Below are 16566 nucleotides of genomic sequence, written 5' to 3' on the forward strand. Positions count from 1 at the left end.
TTTTGAAAAAGGATTTACTAAAGCATAAAAGAACTGTGGATAAGGTTGCTGTGTGGATAATGTGGATAAGTTTGTAGATAACTATGGAGAGCGGCTTAGAGGATTTGCAGGTTGCTCGGAGAATTTGGATAAAGTTACCCACAGGTCCTGTGGATAGTGTTGATAACTTTTTCAATAAGGCGGGAAAACTGGATGTTAGGTTGTGGATAAGCATGGGTACTTGTAAAAGTTAAGAGTTTGGAAAACCTTGTCCAAAATTATTGAGTTTGTAAGAAACCGTTCGAAAAAGTTTAATTTAATTTGAACTTTGAGGGTGCAAACAATAGCTATAAGATAATTGGGAATATTCAATACATTTGACCTCAACTCTTTGCTTTGGTGCATATTTAGTTATTATAGTATGTATAGTTGAAAAATTCGAATTATACCTTATAAAATTAAAATTTTAGGAAGGACTTTGCCTTTATTAATCGAATAATTCTAATAAGCACGTGATTTTACCGAAAGGGCAGTACCGACATGAGTGAGGAAAAATCGTTACTAAAGGCTGAAGTGCGCAAATCGTGCCTAGGTTTGCGGGCGGACTTGAAAGAGGAAGAGAGAAAAAACAAAAGCCGGAAAATCCAGGAAGCTGTTTTGAATTTGCCGGAGTTTAAGCAAGCGCAGACCGTAATGTCATTTCTTAATTTCCGCGATGAAGTGGAAACAACGGCTTTAGCGGAAGCTGTTATTGCCGGTGAGAAAAGACTGATCCTGCCTCGTTGTGCGCCCCGGGGAATACTTCTTCCAATTGAGACCCGCGATCTAGGAGTGGATATTGAACCAGGTCTTTGGGGAATCCGGGAACCAAAACTAAATCTTGGAGAGGCTGACCCCTTCGAAATCGATTTAATCCTTGTGCCAGGTGCCGGCTTTGATCTCCAGGGAAATCGTTTAGGGTATGGAGGGGGTTATTATGACCGCTTTTTCATGCGTATTAGGCAGACGGTACCTAGAGTGGCTATTGGCTTTGAATGCCAAATTATTGAGCGAGTCCCCGTAGATCAGCATGATGCCAAGATGACCATGTTGGTTACAGAAAACAAAGTTTACCGTTTTTAGAATTTAGGAATTCAATAGGGGGTATTTATTTGAGCAGCGCGTGTGAGGATCTCGTTGATCCTAAACAAATTGAATTGAATGAAATCATTGCCAAGTATCGTCAGGAGAAAGGGCCCCTTATCCCGATTTTGCAAGGAGCTCAAGAAATCTATGGATATTTGCCGGCTCACGTTCTGAAACACATCAGTAAGGAAACACGCATCCCTTTGTCCAGGATTTATGGCGTAGTTACTTTCTATGCCCAATTCCGACTGACTCCAGTCGGACGCAATCTCATTAATGTCTGTATGGGGACGGCCTGCCATGTTCGCGGAGGAGCCAAGGTCTTAGAAACTCTGGAAAAAGAATTAAAGATTAAAGATGGCGCAACAACGGAAGACGGACGTTTCACGTTGGAAATTGTGGCTTGCATAGGCGCATGCGGACTTGCACCGGTAATATCCATTAATAATGAAGTTCACGGACGATTGCTGCCTGAGAAAATCGCCGGGATATTGGCCAAATACGAGTAGGGGGATAAAGGGATGGCTGAGAATCAAAAGGTTCTGGTTTGTGCAGGAACGGGTTGTGCTTCTTCGGGAGCCCTTCCGATCATCGATATTTTAAAAGAAGAAATAAAGCGTCAAGGACTTGAAGATACTGTAACTATCATAGGCACCGGATGTCAAGGATTTTGCGAAAAGGGACCAACTCTCGTCATTGAGCCTCAACATGTCCTTTATACCCGTGTTACAAGGGAAGATATTGCCGAAATCGTTGCTACGGATATTATGAAGGGCGAGAGAGTGGAACGCCTCCTACTTTTAGATACGGAGACTCAAGAACCTATCACAAAAATGTCCGATATTCGTTTTTTTGCGAAACAACACAGAATTGTCCTGAAAAACTGCGGTATCATCGACCCTCAGCGCATCGAAGATTACACGGCCAGGGAGGGTTACCAAGCTTTCACCAAAGTGCTTAAAGAGATGAAACCCAATGATGTTATTGAAGAAGTTAAAAAGTCAGGATTGCGCGGGCGGGGTGGGGCTGGCTTTCCGACGGGTTTGAAATGGAGCTTTTGCCAGCAAACACCTAGTGACAAAAAATATATTATTTGTAATGCTGATGAAGGAGACCCGGGAGCTTTCATGGATAGGAGCGTTCTCGAAGGTGATCCGCACTCGGTTATTGAAGGAATGCTGATTGGAGCTTATGCCATGGGGGTTGACGAGGGGTACGTTTACTGCCGCGCCGAGTACCCGTTAGCTATCAAACACCTTGAAATAGCGATTAAGCAAGCAGAAAAAGCCGGTTTTCTCGGAGACAACATCCTTAACTCCGGTTTTAATTTCCACCTAAGAGTATTTGCCGGAGCCGGAGCTTTCGTTTGCGGTGAGGAAACTGCTCTCATGGCCTCGATTGAAGGTAAGCGCGGCATGCCCCGTGTGCGCCCGCCCTTCCCGGCAGTCAGCGGATTGTGGGGAAAACCGACAAATATTAACAACGTGGAGACTTGGTCGAATATTCCGCATATCATCCGCCATGGGGCGGAATGGTATGCTCAATTTGGAACGGAAAAAAGCAAAGGAACTAAAATCTTCGCTTTAACCGGAAAAGTGAATAATACAGGCTTAGTTGAGGTCCCCATGGGAACGACCTTACGGGAGATTATCTTTGATATTGGGGGCGGGATTCAGAACGGCAAGGCTTTCAAAGCCGTGCAGATCGGAGGCCCTTCAGGAGGATGTTTGCCTGAAAATATGCTCGATCTCTCCGTAGATTATGAGACCTTGACGAATGCCGGTGCCATGGTCGGTTCCGGTGGACTTGTCATCATGGATGAGACAACCTGTATGGTGGATATTGCCCGCTTCTTTGTGAACTTTTCGCAGAAAGAATCCTGTGGAAAATGTACACCTTGCCGTGAAGGAAATAAGCGGATGTACGACATTCTGGATAGAATCACCAAGGGCGAAGGGAAAATCGAAGATCTGGACACGCTGGAAAATCTGGCTTTGACAATTAAAGAAACTTCTTTGTGCGGGTTAGGTCAAAATGCTCCCAATCCAGTCTTGGCAACGCTTAAATATTTCCGGCATGAGTTTGAGGCCCATATTTTAGAGCATAAATGTCCGGCCCATGTTTGTTCCGCTCTTCTCAGTTATGCAATCGATCCGGAAAAATGCAAGAAATGCGGCCTTTGTGCCAAAAATTGTCCGGCTAACTGCATTAAGGGAGACAAGAATACCCCTTATGTCATTAATCAAGACGAGTGCATTAAATGCGGGACATGTCTGGATAAATGCAAATTTGGCGCAGTCAGCCGTTCCTAACCAAGATTTCAGCTTATGATTAATACTAGACAACTGGAGAGGAGTGAAATACTTTGGAGTGGCTTACAATAACAATTGACGGTCGAGAAGTCAGCGTTCCTAAAGGAACGACTGTGCTTGAAGCTTGTCGTATGAATAATATCAAGATCCCGACCTTGTGCCATGATCCCGAACTTACCCCTGCCGGAGCTTGCCGTTTATGCATTGTCCAGATCGAAGGAATGAGAAATCTGCCCCCCTCATGCGTTACCCAAGCAACCCAAGGAATGAAAATTGAGACCCAAAATCCCAAAGTTCGCGCGGCACGCAAAATGATTCTGGAACTTTTGATCGCCAATCATCCTTTGGATTGTATGACTTGTGAGAAGATGGGGAACTGTTCTTTAGCCGAATATGCTTATGAATACGACGTCAAAGGAGAAGTCTTTGCAGGGGAAAAACGCGATCTTCCTCTGGATGAGGGAAATCCTTTCATCTTGCGCGATCCCAATAAGTGTGTCTTGTGCGGAAAATGCATTAAGGCTTGTGCGGAAATTCAAGGAAAAAGCATTTTGGATTTTTCCTTCCGTGGCTTTGACACCCAAGTAGGTCCGGCCTTTAATGTGCCTTATAACGAGTCGGACTGCGACTTTTGCGGTTCTTGTGTTTCAGTTTGTCCGGTCGGAGCTCTGACTGAAAAACAAATGGTTGGAAAGGGACGTCCCTGGGAAATCTCCAAAGTACAAACCACTTGTCCGTTCTGCGGGGTGGGGTGTAACTTCGATTTGAATGTTAAAGACGGCAAGGTCATCGGTGTAACCTCAAACCCCAACGCTCCCGTAAATGGCAAGGCTCTTTGTGTCAAAGGCCGCTTTGGCATGGACATGATCTATAGCTCCAAACGCTTGACGACGCCCTTGATCAGAAAAGATGGGGTCCTAGTTCCGGCGGAATGGGACGAAGCTTTAGATTTGGTGGCTACCAAGTTTCAGGAGATTAAGGATGCTTACGGACCGAATGCTCTGGCATCCTTAAGTTCGGCCCATTGTACCAATGAAGAGAATTATTTGATGCAGAAATTTATGCGCGCGGTGATCGGGACTAATAATGTCGATCACTGCGCCAGGACCTGACACGCTCCCACTGTGGCCGGTCTGGCCACTTCATTCGGTTCAGGTGCTATGACTAACTCAATTAATGAAATCCCCAATGCCAAAGCTATGTTTGTCATTGGCTCAAATGCAACGGAAGCTCATCCTGTCATCGGAACTAAGATGAAGCAGGCATTAGCTAAAGGCGCAAAACTTATCGTCGCAGATCCCCGCCGCATTGATCTTGCAGAACGGGCGGACGTCTGGCTGAGGCTTCGTCCGGGAACGGACATCGCTCTTGTCAACGGGATTATTAACATTATCCTGGCCAAGGGCTGGGAAAATCGTTCCTTTATCGAAGAGCGGACTGAGGGATTCGATAAACTTAAAGAAGCAGTGCAAAAATATACTCCCGATATGGTCAGCAGGATCACTGGCGTTCCCGCTGAACAACTCGAAGAAGCCGCCAGAATTTATGCGACAACCGAACGGGCACAGATATTCTATACCCTGGGAATCACAGAGCACACCTATGGCACGGATAACGTCATGAGTTTAGCCAATCTGGCTATGGTGACAGGGAATATTGGTAAAGAAAGCTCAGGGGTTAACCCGCTGCGGGGACAAAACAACGTTCAGGGCGCTTGCGATATGGGAGCCTTGCCTAACGTTTACCCTGGGTATCAGCAGGTGGCTAATCCTGAGGTTCGGGCCAAATTTGAAGCGGCTTGGGGTGTTCCTCTTGATCCGAATCCGGGCTTTATGATTCCAGACATGTTTGAAGCCGCTGTGAAAAAGAATCTGCGTGCTTTGTATGTCATGGGCGAGGACCCTGTGTTGACCGACGCGGATGCCAATCATGTGCGCAAAGGCTTAAAGTCTCTGGACTTTCTTGTAGTGCAGGAAATCTTTTTGTCGGAAACGGCGCTGCTGGCGGACGTCGTTCTGCCGGGCGCAAGTTACGCCGAAAAGACAGGTACTTTCACGAATACGGAGCGGAGGGTGCAAATGGTTAATCAAGCCATTAAACCCTTGGGAAATGCCAGGACGGATGGCGAGATCCTATGTGAACTGGCCAACCGGATGGGATATCCATTCCCGTATTCTTCCTCTGCAGAGGTGATGCAGGAGATTGCGAGACTGGCACCTCAATTCGCCGGAATCACCCATGCCCGCCTGGGAACACAAGGTCTGCAATGGCCCGTGCCCAGTGCGGAACATCCGGGGACCAAGTTCTTGCACGAAGGGAAATTTAGCAGGGGCAAGGGGCTTTTCGTACCGATCGAAAATCAGTTGCCGGGAGAAGAGCCTGATGCGGAATATCCCTTCTTGCTTAATACCGGTCGAAAACTTTCCCATTACAATGTCTTTACCCAAAGCTCAAAGGGTCTTGTGGAACACTCTCCGGATGAACTGGCCGAGATCAATCCCAATGATGCCAAACGGCTGGCGATTTACGATGGAGAAGTTGTCAAAGTGTCGTCCCGCCGCGGAGAGCTGGAAACGAAAGTTAAATTGACGCAGCGAGTGCCTGAGGGTATGCTCTTTATGACTTTCCACTATATGAAGTCGCCGGCGAACGTTTTGACGAACGGGGTTTACGACAAAGTGACTAAAACCTATGAGTACAAGGTTTGTGGCGTAAAGATCTCGAAACTTAATAAATAAACACTTAAAGAGGCTTCGGGTTAACGAAGCCTCTTTTATAAACGTCGGTTCAAGGCTGCTGCTGTGCTAAGAAGCCCGGCTGGCGCCGAGCTTGCAGGCGGCTGTCCCCGCACTGGGCAGAAAGTATACTTTCATCGGTCTTAAGGTTAAGGAAAAGAGACAGAAAGGAATTTTTCCTGGCATTGCCATCTCTCAAGGTGACAGCAGGCCTTTGATGTGGTACATTGGAGGCAGGATTCTATCCCCGTAATATTAAGGAGGGCCTCAAAAATCACTGATTCAGCAAGTCTCCAAAAACAACTTCCTAAGCTAAAAGCGACTGGTGTTTTGCTGGCCGGGGGGAAAAGCTCTCGGATGGGAAAAAATAAGGCTTTTCTGGAATTAGAAGGTCAGCCTCTTGCGGAACGAAGCGTGCAGGTTCTGAAAGAGGTATTTTCGGAAGTGTTGATTAGCAGCAATACGCCGGAACTTTATACGGATTTTAATGTGCCTGTTATCCAGGATAGAATTCCGGATCGCGGCCCTTTGGAAGGTCTTTGCCAGGGGCTGGCAGCGGCAAGTTTCGCAACCGTTTTTTTTGTGGCCTGTGATATGCCCTTTTTACAAAAAGAATTGATCCGTTTTCAATTTTCCTGGACTCCGCGCTATGATATTGTAGTCCCCAGACTTAGAACAGGTCTGCATCCTCTGCATGCCTTTTATAATCGGCGCTGTCTTCCGCATATTAAAGATAATCTTGAAGCCGGACGTCTTAAGATTGTCGATTTATACTCGGTGTGCAGTGTGGGGTATGTGGACGATTCAGACCTGGCGGGTTTTTCTGATTTAGAAGATGTCTTTTGCAATGTCAATACCCCGGAGGATTGGTCCGGAATCTTTAAACGTTAATTCGTTCGGGACAAGTATAAATATTCAGGCGTTGCTCCCGGGCAAAGCCAACAATCGTGATGTTTAAGGCGGAGGCCTGGGACAGTGCCATATCGGTTGGAGCACCCCGGGCGATTAAAATGGGAACCTTCATTTTGGCGACTTTGAGCAGGATTTCCGAAGATACCCGCCCGCTAAAAAAAATCACGCGGTTTTCAAGTTCCGAACCGGAACGAAAGGCGCTGCCGCTTAGTTTGTCAAAAACGTTGTGGCGGCCGATGTCATAGCTGGTTAGGATGGCCTGACCCTGATAACCCACTCCTCCGCTGTGTATTCCCCCGGTTGCTTGAAAAAGCGGAAGGTGGGACTGCAAAAAAGCGGCGTACTCGTAAGCCTCTTTAAGTGGGATGCTATGGCTTGAGGTGAGCGGTTTGACCATAAGCGCATCGTTGGCAAAACAAAATGAAGCACGGCTTTTACCGCAGCAAGCCGACACAAATCGTTTGCTCATCAGCTCTTTTTGTAAAAGGCATGGTTTGCCTTCAACCCAAACCAGATGATCTGCCGGGTCTTGACGAAGTTCATAGACATCTTCCGGAACCCGGATAAAACCTTCGTTGAGTAAAAATCCTAAAGCAAGTTCTTCGGTCTGAGAAGGGGAGCATAACAGAGTGGCAATCTCTTCACGGTTGTAGTGGACGGTCAATGGTATTTCCCGAACAACGTTATCGTCAACTTCTTTGAGTTGTGGTCCATTGGCTTTGAGAATAGTGTGAGTAACTGTTTCGTTTGTCATGAATACCTCCTTGGACCTGATTTAACTTTAGTTTATAATATTTTTCGAAAAAGCTGAATCTTTTTTTATAGCGTAAGGATTGATCTGATGTTTAAAAAGGTAGACAGGAAATGGCATGAATGAGAGAAGGAATATGGAGATTTTTGACGAATAATCATAGATAATGTATTATTAAAGTAGCTAAAAGATTATCCAAATATTCAATGCTCTGAAGCTGGAGCACCTAAAGCAAAGCTATGGTGACCAGACTAGTGTCTCATGGCACTCGGGTATTACAGGAAACTGCAATATCTCCTAACGGAAAGGAGTCTGTCAACAGGAAGAAAAATCCTCGGCTGTTTACAGACCGTGGATTTTTCTTCCTTATAATATAATAAGCAGGAAAAGAAAGGTGTATGTTATGCAGGATCAATTTCGAAGGCAAATTGACTACTTACGTATTTCCATAACGGATCGCTGCAATCTTCGATGCATCTACTGCATGCCCAGTTCAGGAGTACCTTGGATACCGCATGAGGATATTCTTTCTTTTGAAGAGATTCTGCGCTTGATGAGGATCAGCACTCAGCTTGGATTTCGCCGTTTTCGTATTACAGGGGGAGAGCCGCTTGTCCGCAAAGGAATTCTGGACTTTGCCCGGGAAAGCGCCCGGCTGCCCGGAGTTGATGATCTGATGATAACAACGAACGGGTTGTTGCTGCCGGAGATGGCTTTTGACTTAAAGGCAGCGGGCGTTCACCGTGTCAATATTAGTTTAGATACGATGGATTCGGAACGATTTCGAGAAATTACACGCGGCGGGGATGTTTCCAAGGTGATTCAAGGTATTTTCCGTTCGCTTGAAGCCGGGCTGAATCCGGTTAAAATTAATGTCGTTGTTGTACGCAATGTTAATACTCAGGAGTTACCCTCTTTTCTAACTTTAGCTAAGCAATATCCGCTCCATATTCGTTTTATTGAACTTATGCCTATTGGCTTGAGTTCTGAGCGCAGAGCTGATTTTGTCCCTATAGAGGAAATGAAAGAGATATTAGAACTCAAGCAGGATGTTCCTAAAGAGGATATTCTGGGCGGCGGACCTGCAGAGTACTTTCAACCGCCTGGCTATAAAGGCAGTGTAGGGTTTATCAGTGCCCTGAGCCGGCATTTTTGCACGACTTGCAATCGAATTCGTCTGACAGCAGACGGCAAATTGAGACCCTGTCTGCATAGCAAACATGAAATTGATATGCGGGAAGGGCTGCGCAATGGAAGCACGGATCAAGAATTGCTGGATTTATTTGCCCGGGCAGTTTGGCATAAACCTGCGGAGCACCACATGAATGAAGAAGCTCTGCAGGGTCAACGCCTTATGTCCCAGATCGGAGGGTAGGGGATGGAAGAACTAACACATTTTGACGAACAGGGCCGTGCCCGGATGGTTGATGTCAGTGATAAAGCAGAAACTTCCCGTATTGCGGTTGCTCACGGCAAGGTGCAAATGCAAACTGATACTTTGGAACGCATTCGCTCAGGTCTTATTGCCAAAGGGGATGTCCTGGCAGTCGCCCAGGTTGCCGGAATTATGGCAGCCAAGCGGACTTCCCAGTTGATCCCTATGTGTCATCCACTTGGGATTACGGGAGCGAAGCTTAGTTTTAAATTGATCGATCCCGGTGAGGTAGAGATTGAAGCAGTTGTGAAAGTTCAAGGGAAAACAGGAGTGGAAATGGAAGCCCTCACCGCAGTCAGTGTGGCGGCCTTAACCATTTACGATATGTGCAAAGCGATTGATAAATCCATGACTATTGGAGAAATATATTTGGTTGAAAAACAGGGCGGAAAAAGCGGTCACTATGTGCGCTGAGCAAAGTGTCAGATTCAAGGACCGGAGAGCAAACCGACTTGGTGCCAGCGGAACTCGTTGTTAAGATGACTTGACAAGTTTAATTATCCTTTGTAATTGCTATTATAGCAAGCGGCTAAACCATGGGGATTAAAAATTCGATGAAGAGGGGCGTTTAGGTTGGGCAGAATAGTTGCCGTCTGTACAAGTGAACGAAAAGGCATGCGCAAAAAGAATGTGGGTGAGGGAATTTTAAAGGTGGATTTTGGCCTTGAGGGAGATGCCCATGGCGGAAACTGGCATCGCATGGTCAGTTTATTGGCAATGGAAAGCATAAAAACCATGCAAGACAAAGGGCTGAAGGTTGGTCCGGGGGATTTCGCGGAGAACCTAACGACAGAGGGGTTGGAGTTATATTCTCTGCCAATCGGAACAAAATTAAAAATAGGCGCTACAAGTATTGGTGAAGTGACGCAAATTGGCAAGGAATGCCATTCAAAATGTGCCATTTTTTATCAAGCGGGAGATTGTGTGATGCCGAGGGAAGGAATTTTCATCCGCTTGCTGGAAGGCGGAGCGGTCCGTGTGGGAGATACCATTGAGGTGATTGAACAATGATGCGGATTGGAATTATTACGGCCAGTGATAAGGGGGCGCGCAGTGAAAGGGAAGATCTCTCAGGCCCTGCTCTAAAGGAACTAGTCGAAGAAATGGCTTGGGAAGTTGTCGAATATGTTATTCTTCCCGATGACCAAGCGCTGCTTGAAAAAACTATGCGCCGCTGGGTAGATGAACTCGGCTTGGACTTGATCTTCACGACGGGAGGTACGGGATTTTCTCTCCGGGACGTCACTCCGGAAGCAACCTTGGCTGTTGCCGACCGTTTTGTACCCGGCATAGCGGAAGTGATGCGTCAGGAAAGCCTGAAGGTGACGCCCAAAGCTATGCTTAGCAGAGCAGTGGCGGTTTTAAGGAAACAAACGTTAATTATCAATATGCCTGGAAGCCTTAAAGCTGTTCGCGAGTGTTTTGCTGCTATTTCCCCCGCTTTACCTCATGGTTTGCAAATTCTTAAAGGGGAAGCAAGTGAATGCGGGTCCCCTCCTAAGTCAAATTAAGTTAGACGATAGATAAAGGCTTTCCCAACGCAGTGTTGTGCAAGCCTTTATTGTTGTCTGAAAGTATAACCTTCGGCTGTAGTCTGTCACCCTTGTCCAGTGTTTAGCGTATGATATTGTAGACATGGCTTGAAAGGTGATGATAATAATGAAAGCCATTGCGTTTGTTGATTACGAAAACATCTGGACGAGTTTGCATGAACATGGTTATGAATTGACGCCGGAACAATTGGTACTATATTTACAGCATTATGCTAAACGTAATACTATGGATTTACAGGCGGTTTATTTGTACGCTAATTTTGACCGCGAGGAATTTTGGCGGACACAAACCACCTTTGAGAAAACAAATGTTTTTACAAGGCATGTATTTAGCAAGAATAATTTTGCCAGTACAGGGCTTCGCCGCAATGCGGCTGATTTAGAACTGATGCTGGAAGCTCAAGAGATCTTGCTCACGCGAGCATCCACCTTTGACCTTTTTTTGTTAATTACAGGTGATGGCGATTTTCTGTCCCTTTTAAGAAAAATCAGAGCATGGGGAAAAGAAGTCAAAGTAATAGGGGTGGGTGGCAGTGTTCATCACACTTTGCAGCCATATTGCGAAGGAGATGATCTCTTGGAATGGGTGCTTCACGAGAACCCGGAAGCAGAATATCAGCCGGAACAGGATCTCATTCAAGGGATACAAATTATCGGAACTCTTCAAATCCGGCTGCCCTATGTTGCTTCAACAAAGGCGAGAGCAGCTCTGGCTGAACTTTTGGGACGATCGATTCCTCAAGTCAAAGAGTTCATTCGCTATATGCTGCGAGAAAATATGCTTACCGAAAAAGAACATTCGGATCGGAATTTAAAAATCGGAAAAACGAAAATATACCTCCTTAATCTTCAGCAAAAAAAAGTGGTGGAAGCACTGGGGCCGATGCTTGAAGAGGTGACACAACGTCAATCGAAGTTGATTTTGGACACCTAACCAATGCATAAAATGGCAATAATATGGAAACTATAGTGGTTAGTGATTACAAGGGACTGGGGAGGCCTAGAGCTAAATCTAATATAATGGCTTTTATAGAAAATAGGAGTAATTTAAACCTATTTGATGTACAAGGCTAATTTTGAGGATTTGGTGGGGTTGCTTTCCCGGGTTTCCTTGCATATTATTATAGATATATTGTTAGCACTCAATAAAGCCGAGTGCTAACAAGTAATAAATAACAACATTAAGGAGGGTCTTTTCTTCATGAACATTAAACCTCTCGCAGATCGGGTAATCATTAAAGCACTCCCGATGGAAGAAAAAACTAAGAGCGGAATTATTATGCCAGATACCGCTAAAGAGAAGCCACAAGAAGGTGAAGTTGTTGCAGTAGGACCTGGCAAAATGGAAAAAGGGACTCGCGTTGCGCTTGATGTTAAAACTGGCGACAGAGTCATTTACTCCAAATACGCCGGTACCGAAGTGAAGTATGATGGTGAAGAATACCTGATTTTAAAAGAAGCAGATATTTTGGCTGTTATCGGCTAATTTAAGTCACTAAATACCTATTCTAAATGCTGATGATTGATACTATTATTAAGGAGTGAATAACGTGGCAAAGCAAATTATTTTTAATCAAGATGCCCGGCAGGCTTTAGAGCGCGGTGTCAATGCTCTCGCAGAAGCAGTTCGTGTTACTCTCGGACCTAAAGGACGTAATGTGGTATTAGATAAGAAATTCGGTTCTCCCCTCATCACGAATGACGGTGTTACCATCGCTCGTGATATCGAACTTGAAGATCCATTTGAAAATATGGGTGCTCAGCTTGTCAAAGAAGTGGCCACTAAAACAAATGATGTCGCCGGAGACGGTACAACAACTGCTACAGTATTGGCGCAAGCTATTATCAGAGAAGGTCTTAAGAACGTAGCTGCCGGAGCAAACCCCATGGGAATTAAACGTGGGATAGAGCAAGCCGTTGACCTCGTTGTTGCAGACATCAAAGCTAACGCCAAACTTGTGGAAACAAGTGAAGCCATTGCCCAAGTTGCCTCGATTTCAGCCAGCGACAAAACCATCGGCAACCTGATTGCGGAAGCTATGGAAAAAGTAGGTAAAGACGGAGTTATCACCGTTGAAGAGGCCAAAGGCATGACTACTGAGCTTCAAGTGGTTGAAGGAATGCAATTTGACCGCGGCTATATTTCAGCTTATATGGTTACCGATACGGAGAAAATGGAAGCTGTACTTAATGACCCTTACATCCTGATCACGGATAAGAAAATCAGCTCCATTCAAGATATGCTGCCCGTCTTGGAAAAAGTAGTACAAGCCGGCAGACAACTTTTAATTATTGCCGAAGACATTGACGGAGAAGCTTTAGCTACTCTTATTGTCAATAAACTTAAAGGAACCTTCGTCTGCGTTGGCGTTAAAGCACCTGGCTTTGGTGATCGCCGTAAAGCCATGCTGGAAGATATCGCCGTCCTGACGGGTGGAACCGTTATTACCGAAGATCTCGGTCTGAAACTGGAAAACACCACAATTGATATGCTTGGCCGTACCCGTCAAGTTCGCATCACCAAAGAGGAAACCACGGTTGTTGAAGGTTCCGGCAATGTTGAGGACATTAAGAAACGTGTCGAAGCTATCAAGAGACAAATCGAAGAAACCACTTCCGACTTTGACCGTGAAAAACTCCAAGAGCGCTTAGCTAAACTTTCCGGCGGTGTTGCAGTTATTCAAGTAGGCGCGGCAACCGAAACCGAAATGAAAGAAAAGAAACTTCGCATCGAAGATGCTTTAGCCGCTACCCGTGCAGCCGTTGAAGAAGGGATTGTTGCCGGAGGCGGAACAACTTTAATTGATGCTGTTCCCGCTTTGGATCAACTGCAACTGAGCGGGGACGAAGGAACCGGAGTTATGATCATTCGTCGTGCTTTGGAAGAGCCCCTGCGTCAAATCGCCAACAATGCCGGTCACGAAGGCTCAGTCGTGGTTGAGAAAGTGCGTTCCTCCAACCGTGGAACAGGTTTCAATGCTATCACTGAAGTATACGAAGATATGATCTCAGCCGGTATCGTTGACCCGGCCAAAGTTACCCGTTCAGCTCTGCAAAATGCCGGTTCCATCGCAGCTATGCTCCTGACCACCGAGTGCTTAGTCTCTGACCTTCCTGCCAAAGATGGCGGCGCCGGTGCTATGGCTGGCATGGGCGGAATGGGTGGCATGGGTGGCATGGGCGGTATGATGTAAGCCAAAGCTTACAGCCCGTTTATACCATAATTTGATTCATAAAGATCCTTATTGTACGCCAAAAGTAACGTAAGAGTAACGCAATCAAATAAAATATGTTCCATACCCTGTGGTGGTATGGATGAATTTAGAGACTTTTCATGAGTTCTGCTGAACTTTTGAGAAGTCTCTTTTTATGGCAAGCTCAGACTTATAGGGGGCACTATTTGCCGCGTACAGAGATGTTATCATATTTTCTTTCAGCCGCTATGATGGCTTCCAGGAAATCCGGCGTACCGTAAATCGGTTTTGCCTTCCTGAGTTGTCAAGGGAGATAAGAAAGATTAGCCATCGGGTAGATACGGATGTTGTGCAAATTTTGGTTTCGTATGTGGTATCATAATATGTAGAGTAAGGTTATGGTGGCTATGTTTTTAATTCAAGATAAAATATGAGCTGTTTGAGGTGCTATAGGATGAGTTTTGTATCTATAGTAATATCTAATTCTTTTGTCAGCGCGATGGCCGACAGCCGTACAATCGAACTGTATGCTAATGGAACCATTCACAGAATCAAAAGCGAAAATCACCAGAAAATTTTTTTATTATCCGACCAAGTTTTTATGGCTATTGCCGGATTGGTGGAAGATGCGCAGAAATTTATTGATAGCTCGAATTTAGAGCAAGCCATCCTAGAAAGTGGGTTATTGGAGAGTAAAGACGTAATAGCGAAATGGCTTGAAAGTGTTCGCCATTATGTAATAACGAATTATAATTTTAAAGTATTTTTTGGAGGAATGACTATAGCCAATGAATTGAAGGTTTACATTATAGATAGCACGATAAGGGAATTGGAAGAATTGGAATATAGTGAAAAGGAAATAGGATATTATCTGTCACCCAGCCAATATATAGATAAGACTTGGGTTGAAAATCTATTTAAAGAACTTTATCGTCTTTATGATGGAACTCCGGAAACAATGAAAGTTATCCAGGAAATGCTGAATGATATCATCGCTAATAATGATATGTCCGTAAATAAAAATAAAAGATGGTTTTGTCTTAGGCGATGAAAGAAATTTTCCCTGCTAGACAAATTAAACTGTGATTGGACTCACTATGGGAAGAAAAAACACTTGTTATAATATTTTGTGAATTATCAAAATATTTAAGAGGTGGAAAATATGTTATCAGGCAAGGCTTTGACTACTGCTATGGGCATTTTACCGCATAAAGAGTTACAAGATGCTCAGAAGCTGGCGCTTAGTTTGGATATTCCGTTTTGGCCTCAATTGCCTCATTTCCGATTCCGGGAAGATATGTATGCCCAATTTGCCGAACATTTTCCAGGTATAATTATTGATGAAATAAAAAGGAGTGTTGTTTTTTCTCATCAGCGATTTGCCGAGGAAATTGATAACTATCTGGAGAATAGTGCCCTTCCGGAATATTTTGCCTTGGCTCAAGAATCTTCCGCGGCGTTTAATGGCTTTTTGCAGGAGGATCTTTCCGCTTATGCAATGATTCATGGACAAAGTGTTGGACCTATTAGTTTTGGGCTTAAAATCTGTGATGAAGAACGCAAGCCTATGATTTATAATGATTTTGTGCGGGAGATTTTATATGATTTTCTTCAGCACAAGGTAACATGGCAATATAACCAATTAAAACGAGTTCATGCCAATCCTTTTGTCTGGCTGGATGAGCCTGGACTGGAAATGATTTTTAACTCTCTAAGTGCTTACACGTATGAAGCAGCCTTTGGTGAGTATAGTGCTTTTTTGTCCAAACTCCCGGGTCCTAAAGGGGTTCACTTATGCGGCAATCCGGATTGGGCGTTTCTTTTGAATGCCAAGCTGGATATTCTGTCAGTGGATGCTTTCAGTTGGGGACATATCTTAGTGCGCTATGTCGATGAGGTTAAGGAGTTTTTGAAGCGGGGAGGAATTATATCCTGGGGGATCGTCCCTACCTTAACAGGTGAGCTGAATCTGGAGACGACCGAAACGCTTACAAACCGGCTGCTCCAGTTATGGAAATTTCTTAACCAGCATGGATTGGATGACGACTTATTGTATGAACGATCCTGGCTGGCTCCTTCGCGTTGCTGCTTGATTAATAACGATGGAACTTTGAGCGTACAAAACTCTTTCGCCTTATTAAGAGAGATCTCCAAAAGTCTTCGGAGTCGTTAACTTTGGATTTGTGAACTGAATGAGGTGAGTCAGGTCAGGTGAGCAAGAGAGGTCTTAATTTACTTTTTTTACTGATTATTATTATTTCTATAATTTTCAACATAGCTGGGTGTGGTGACGATGTTTTACTTCCGGCAGATAAAGTATCTGAGCTTCTTCAACATAAGGGCTATAGCATTGAACGTATGGAAATAAGTTTAAGACACCCCTATGCTCAAAGGCCTTGGATATGTTTGGCAAAGAGAAGCCAGGAAGAGTTTTTTATTGTAATTTGGCCTTCGGAAAAGATGGATATAACTCAACTTGGAGTAGGTGGAAAGCTTACCTGGGATCGGGCTTAGTTTCTCCATCTCTTGCCAAAGTTCCTCTGCTTATTGCTACACAAAACCGGAAGCTG

At 44.9% G+C, this 16566-nt stretch carries 16 protein-coding genes and 1 riboswitch; of the genes, 15 read left to right on the top strand and 1 reads right to left on the bottom strand.

Features of this window, described 5'->3' with window-relative positions; all coding sequences use genetic code 11:
- Positions 1-519: 519 nt before the first annotated feature.
- The 5 genes from REC12_RS06090 (at position 520) to mobA (ending at position 7042) form a co-directional block, all read left to right on the top strand.
- Positions 520-1101 (top strand): 5-formyltetrahydrofolate cyclo-ligase, encoded by a 582-nt coding sequence (locus REC12_RS06090; RefSeq protein ID WP_308892926.1) that lies wholly within the window; start codon positions 520-522, stop codon positions 1099-1101.
- Between the two features lie 29 nt (positions 1102-1130).
- The gene (gene nuoE / locus REC12_RS06095) at positions 1131-1613 is read left to right on the top strand and encodes an NADH-quinone oxidoreductase subunit NuoE (RefSeq protein ID WP_308892927.1); all 483 of its coding nucleotides are present in this window, start codon (positions 1131-1133) and stop codon (positions 1611-1613) included.
- A 12-nt stretch (positions 1614-1625) separates the two neighbouring features.
- Positions 1626-3416, top strand: coding sequence for an NADH-quinone oxidoreductase subunit NuoF (gene nuoF, locus REC12_RS06100; RefSeq protein ID WP_308892928.1), 1791 nt, complete (start codon positions 1626-1628; stop codon positions 3414-3416).
- 53 nt (positions 3417-3469) lie between these two features.
- Positions 3470-6154: a formate dehydrogenase subunit alpha gene (fdhF, locus tag REC12_RS06105; RefSeq protein ID WP_308892929.1), complete on the top strand. Its 2685-nt coding sequence runs from the start codon at positions 3470-3472 to the stop codon at positions 6152-6154.
- 216 nt (positions 6155-6370) lie between these two features.
- The gene (gene mobA, locus REC12_RS06110) at positions 6371-7042 is read left to right on the top strand and encodes a molybdenum cofactor guanylyltransferase (protein WP_308892930.1); all 672 of its coding nucleotides are present in this window, start codon (positions 6371-6373) and stop codon (positions 7040-7042) included.
- Here mobA and fdhD read toward each other — a convergent pair.
- Positions 7032-7817, bottom strand: coding sequence for a formate dehydrogenase accessory sulfurtransferase FdhD (fdhD, locus tag REC12_RS06115; protein ID WP_308892931.1), 786 nt, complete (start codon positions 7815-7817; stop codon positions 7032-7034). The two genes, mobA and fdhD, sit on opposite strands and share 11 nt — an antisense overlap.
- 194 nt (positions 7818-8011) lie before the next feature.
- A riboswitch (molybdenum cofactor riboswitch) is annotated at positions 8012-8141 on the top strand.
- Between the two features lie 76 nt (positions 8142-8217).
- Between fdhD and moaA the strand changes: the two genes are divergently transcribed.
- The 10 genes from moaA (at position 8218) to REC12_RS06165 (ending at position 16510) form a co-directional block, all read left to right on the top strand.
- Positions 8218-9189: a GTP 3',8-cyclase MoaA gene (gene moaA / locus REC12_RS06120; RefSeq protein WP_308892971.1), complete on the top strand. Its 972-nt coding sequence runs from the start codon at positions 8218-8220 to the stop codon at positions 9187-9189.
- A 3-nt stretch (positions 9190-9192) separates the two neighbouring features.
- Entirely contained in the window at positions 9193-9663 is a 471-nt protein-coding gene (gene moaC / locus REC12_RS06125; protein WP_308892932.1) for a cyclic pyranopterin monophosphate synthase MoaC, read from the top strand.
- Positions 9664-9822: 159 nt separating this feature from the next.
- Entirely contained in the window at positions 9823-10260 is a 438-nt protein-coding gene (locus tag REC12_RS06130) for an MOSC domain-containing protein (protein ID WP_308892933.1), read from the top strand.
- The gene (locus REC12_RS06135; protein WP_308892934.1) at positions 10257-10760 is read left to right on the top strand and encodes a MogA/MoaB family molybdenum cofactor biosynthesis protein; all 504 of its coding nucleotides are present in this window, start codon (positions 10257-10259) and stop codon (positions 10758-10760) included. Before REC12_RS06130 ends, REC12_RS06135 begins: the two co-directional genes overlap by 4 nt.
- Before the next feature lie 148 nt (positions 10761-10908).
- Entirely contained in the window at positions 10909-11736 is an 828-nt protein-coding gene (locus REC12_RS06140) for an NYN domain-containing protein (RefSeq protein ID WP_308892935.1), read from the top strand.
- 267 nt (positions 11737-12003) lie between these two features.
- Positions 12004-12288 (top strand): co-chaperone GroES, encoded by a 285-nt coding sequence (gene groES, locus REC12_RS06145; protein ID WP_308892936.1) that lies wholly within the window; start codon positions 12004-12006, stop codon positions 12286-12288.
- Positions 12289-12352: 64 nt separating this feature from the next.
- Positions 12353-13996 (top strand): chaperonin GroEL, encoded by a 1644-nt coding sequence (gene groL, locus REC12_RS06150; RefSeq protein ID WP_308892937.1) that lies wholly within the window; start codon positions 12353-12355, stop codon positions 13994-13996.
- A gap of 454 nt (positions 13997-14450) precedes the next feature.
- A complete protein-coding gene (locus tag REC12_RS06155) occupies positions 14451-15047 on the top strand; it encodes an Ntn hydrolase family protein (RefSeq protein WP_308892938.1) in 597 nt (198 codons plus the stop codon).
- A gap of 111 nt (positions 15048-15158) precedes the next feature.
- Positions 15159-16169, top strand: a complete 1011-nt coding sequence (locus tag REC12_RS06160; protein ID WP_308892939.1) for a uroporphyrinogen decarboxylase/cobalamine-independent methonine synthase family protein — start codon at positions 15159-15161, stop codon at positions 16167-16169.
- Between the two features lie 38 nt (positions 16170-16207).
- Positions 16208-16510, top strand: a complete 303-nt coding sequence (locus tag REC12_RS06165) for a hypothetical protein (RefSeq protein ID WP_308892940.1) — start codon at positions 16208-16210, stop codon at positions 16508-16510.
- The last annotated feature ends 56 nt before the right edge of the window (positions 16511-16566 follow it).

It is taken from the genome of Candidatus Desulfosporosinus nitrosoreducens, assembly GCF_030954495.1.
GTDB lineage: Bacteria > Bacillota > Desulfitobacteriia > Desulfitobacteriales > Desulfitobacteriaceae > Desulfosporosinus > Desulfosporosinus nitrosoreducens.

Coding starts and splice junctions, on each gene's coding strand:
- moaC (WP_308892932.1), top strand. CDS start 9,193: ATGGAAGAACTAACACATTTTGACGAACAGGGCCGTGCCCGGATGGTT.
- nuoF (WP_308892928.1), top strand. CDS start 1,626: ATGGCTGAGAATCAAAAGGTTCTGGTTTGTGCAGGAACGGGTTGTGCT.
- groES (WP_308892936.1), top strand. CDS start 12,004: ATGAACATTAAACCTCTCGCAGATCGGGTAATCATTAAAGCACTCCCG.
- REC12_RS06090 (WP_308892926.1), top strand. CDS start 520: ATGAGTGAGGAAAAATCGTTACTAAAGGCTGAAGTGCGCAAATCGTGC.
- REC12_RS06140 (WP_308892935.1), top strand. CDS start 10,909: ATGAAAGCCATTGCGTTTGTTGATTACGAAAACATCTGGACGAGTTTG.
- REC12_RS06155 (WP_308892938.1), top strand. CDS start 14,451: ATGAGTTTTGTATCTATAGTAATATCTAATTCTTTTGTCAGCGCGATG.
- moaA (WP_308892971.1), top strand. CDS start 8,218: ATGCAGGATCAATTTCGAAGGCAAATTGACTACTTACGTATTTCCATA.
- REC12_RS06160 (WP_308892939.1), top strand. CDS start 15,159: ATGTTATCAGGCAAGGCTTTGACTACTGCTATGGGCATTTTACCGCAT.
- fdhD (WP_308892931.1), bottom strand. CDS start 7,817: ATGACAAACGAAACAGTTACTCACACTATTCTCAAAGCCAATGGACCA.
- REC12_RS06135 (WP_308892934.1), top strand. CDS start 10,257: ATGATGCGGATTGGAATTATTACGGCCAGTGATAAGGGGGCGCGCAGT.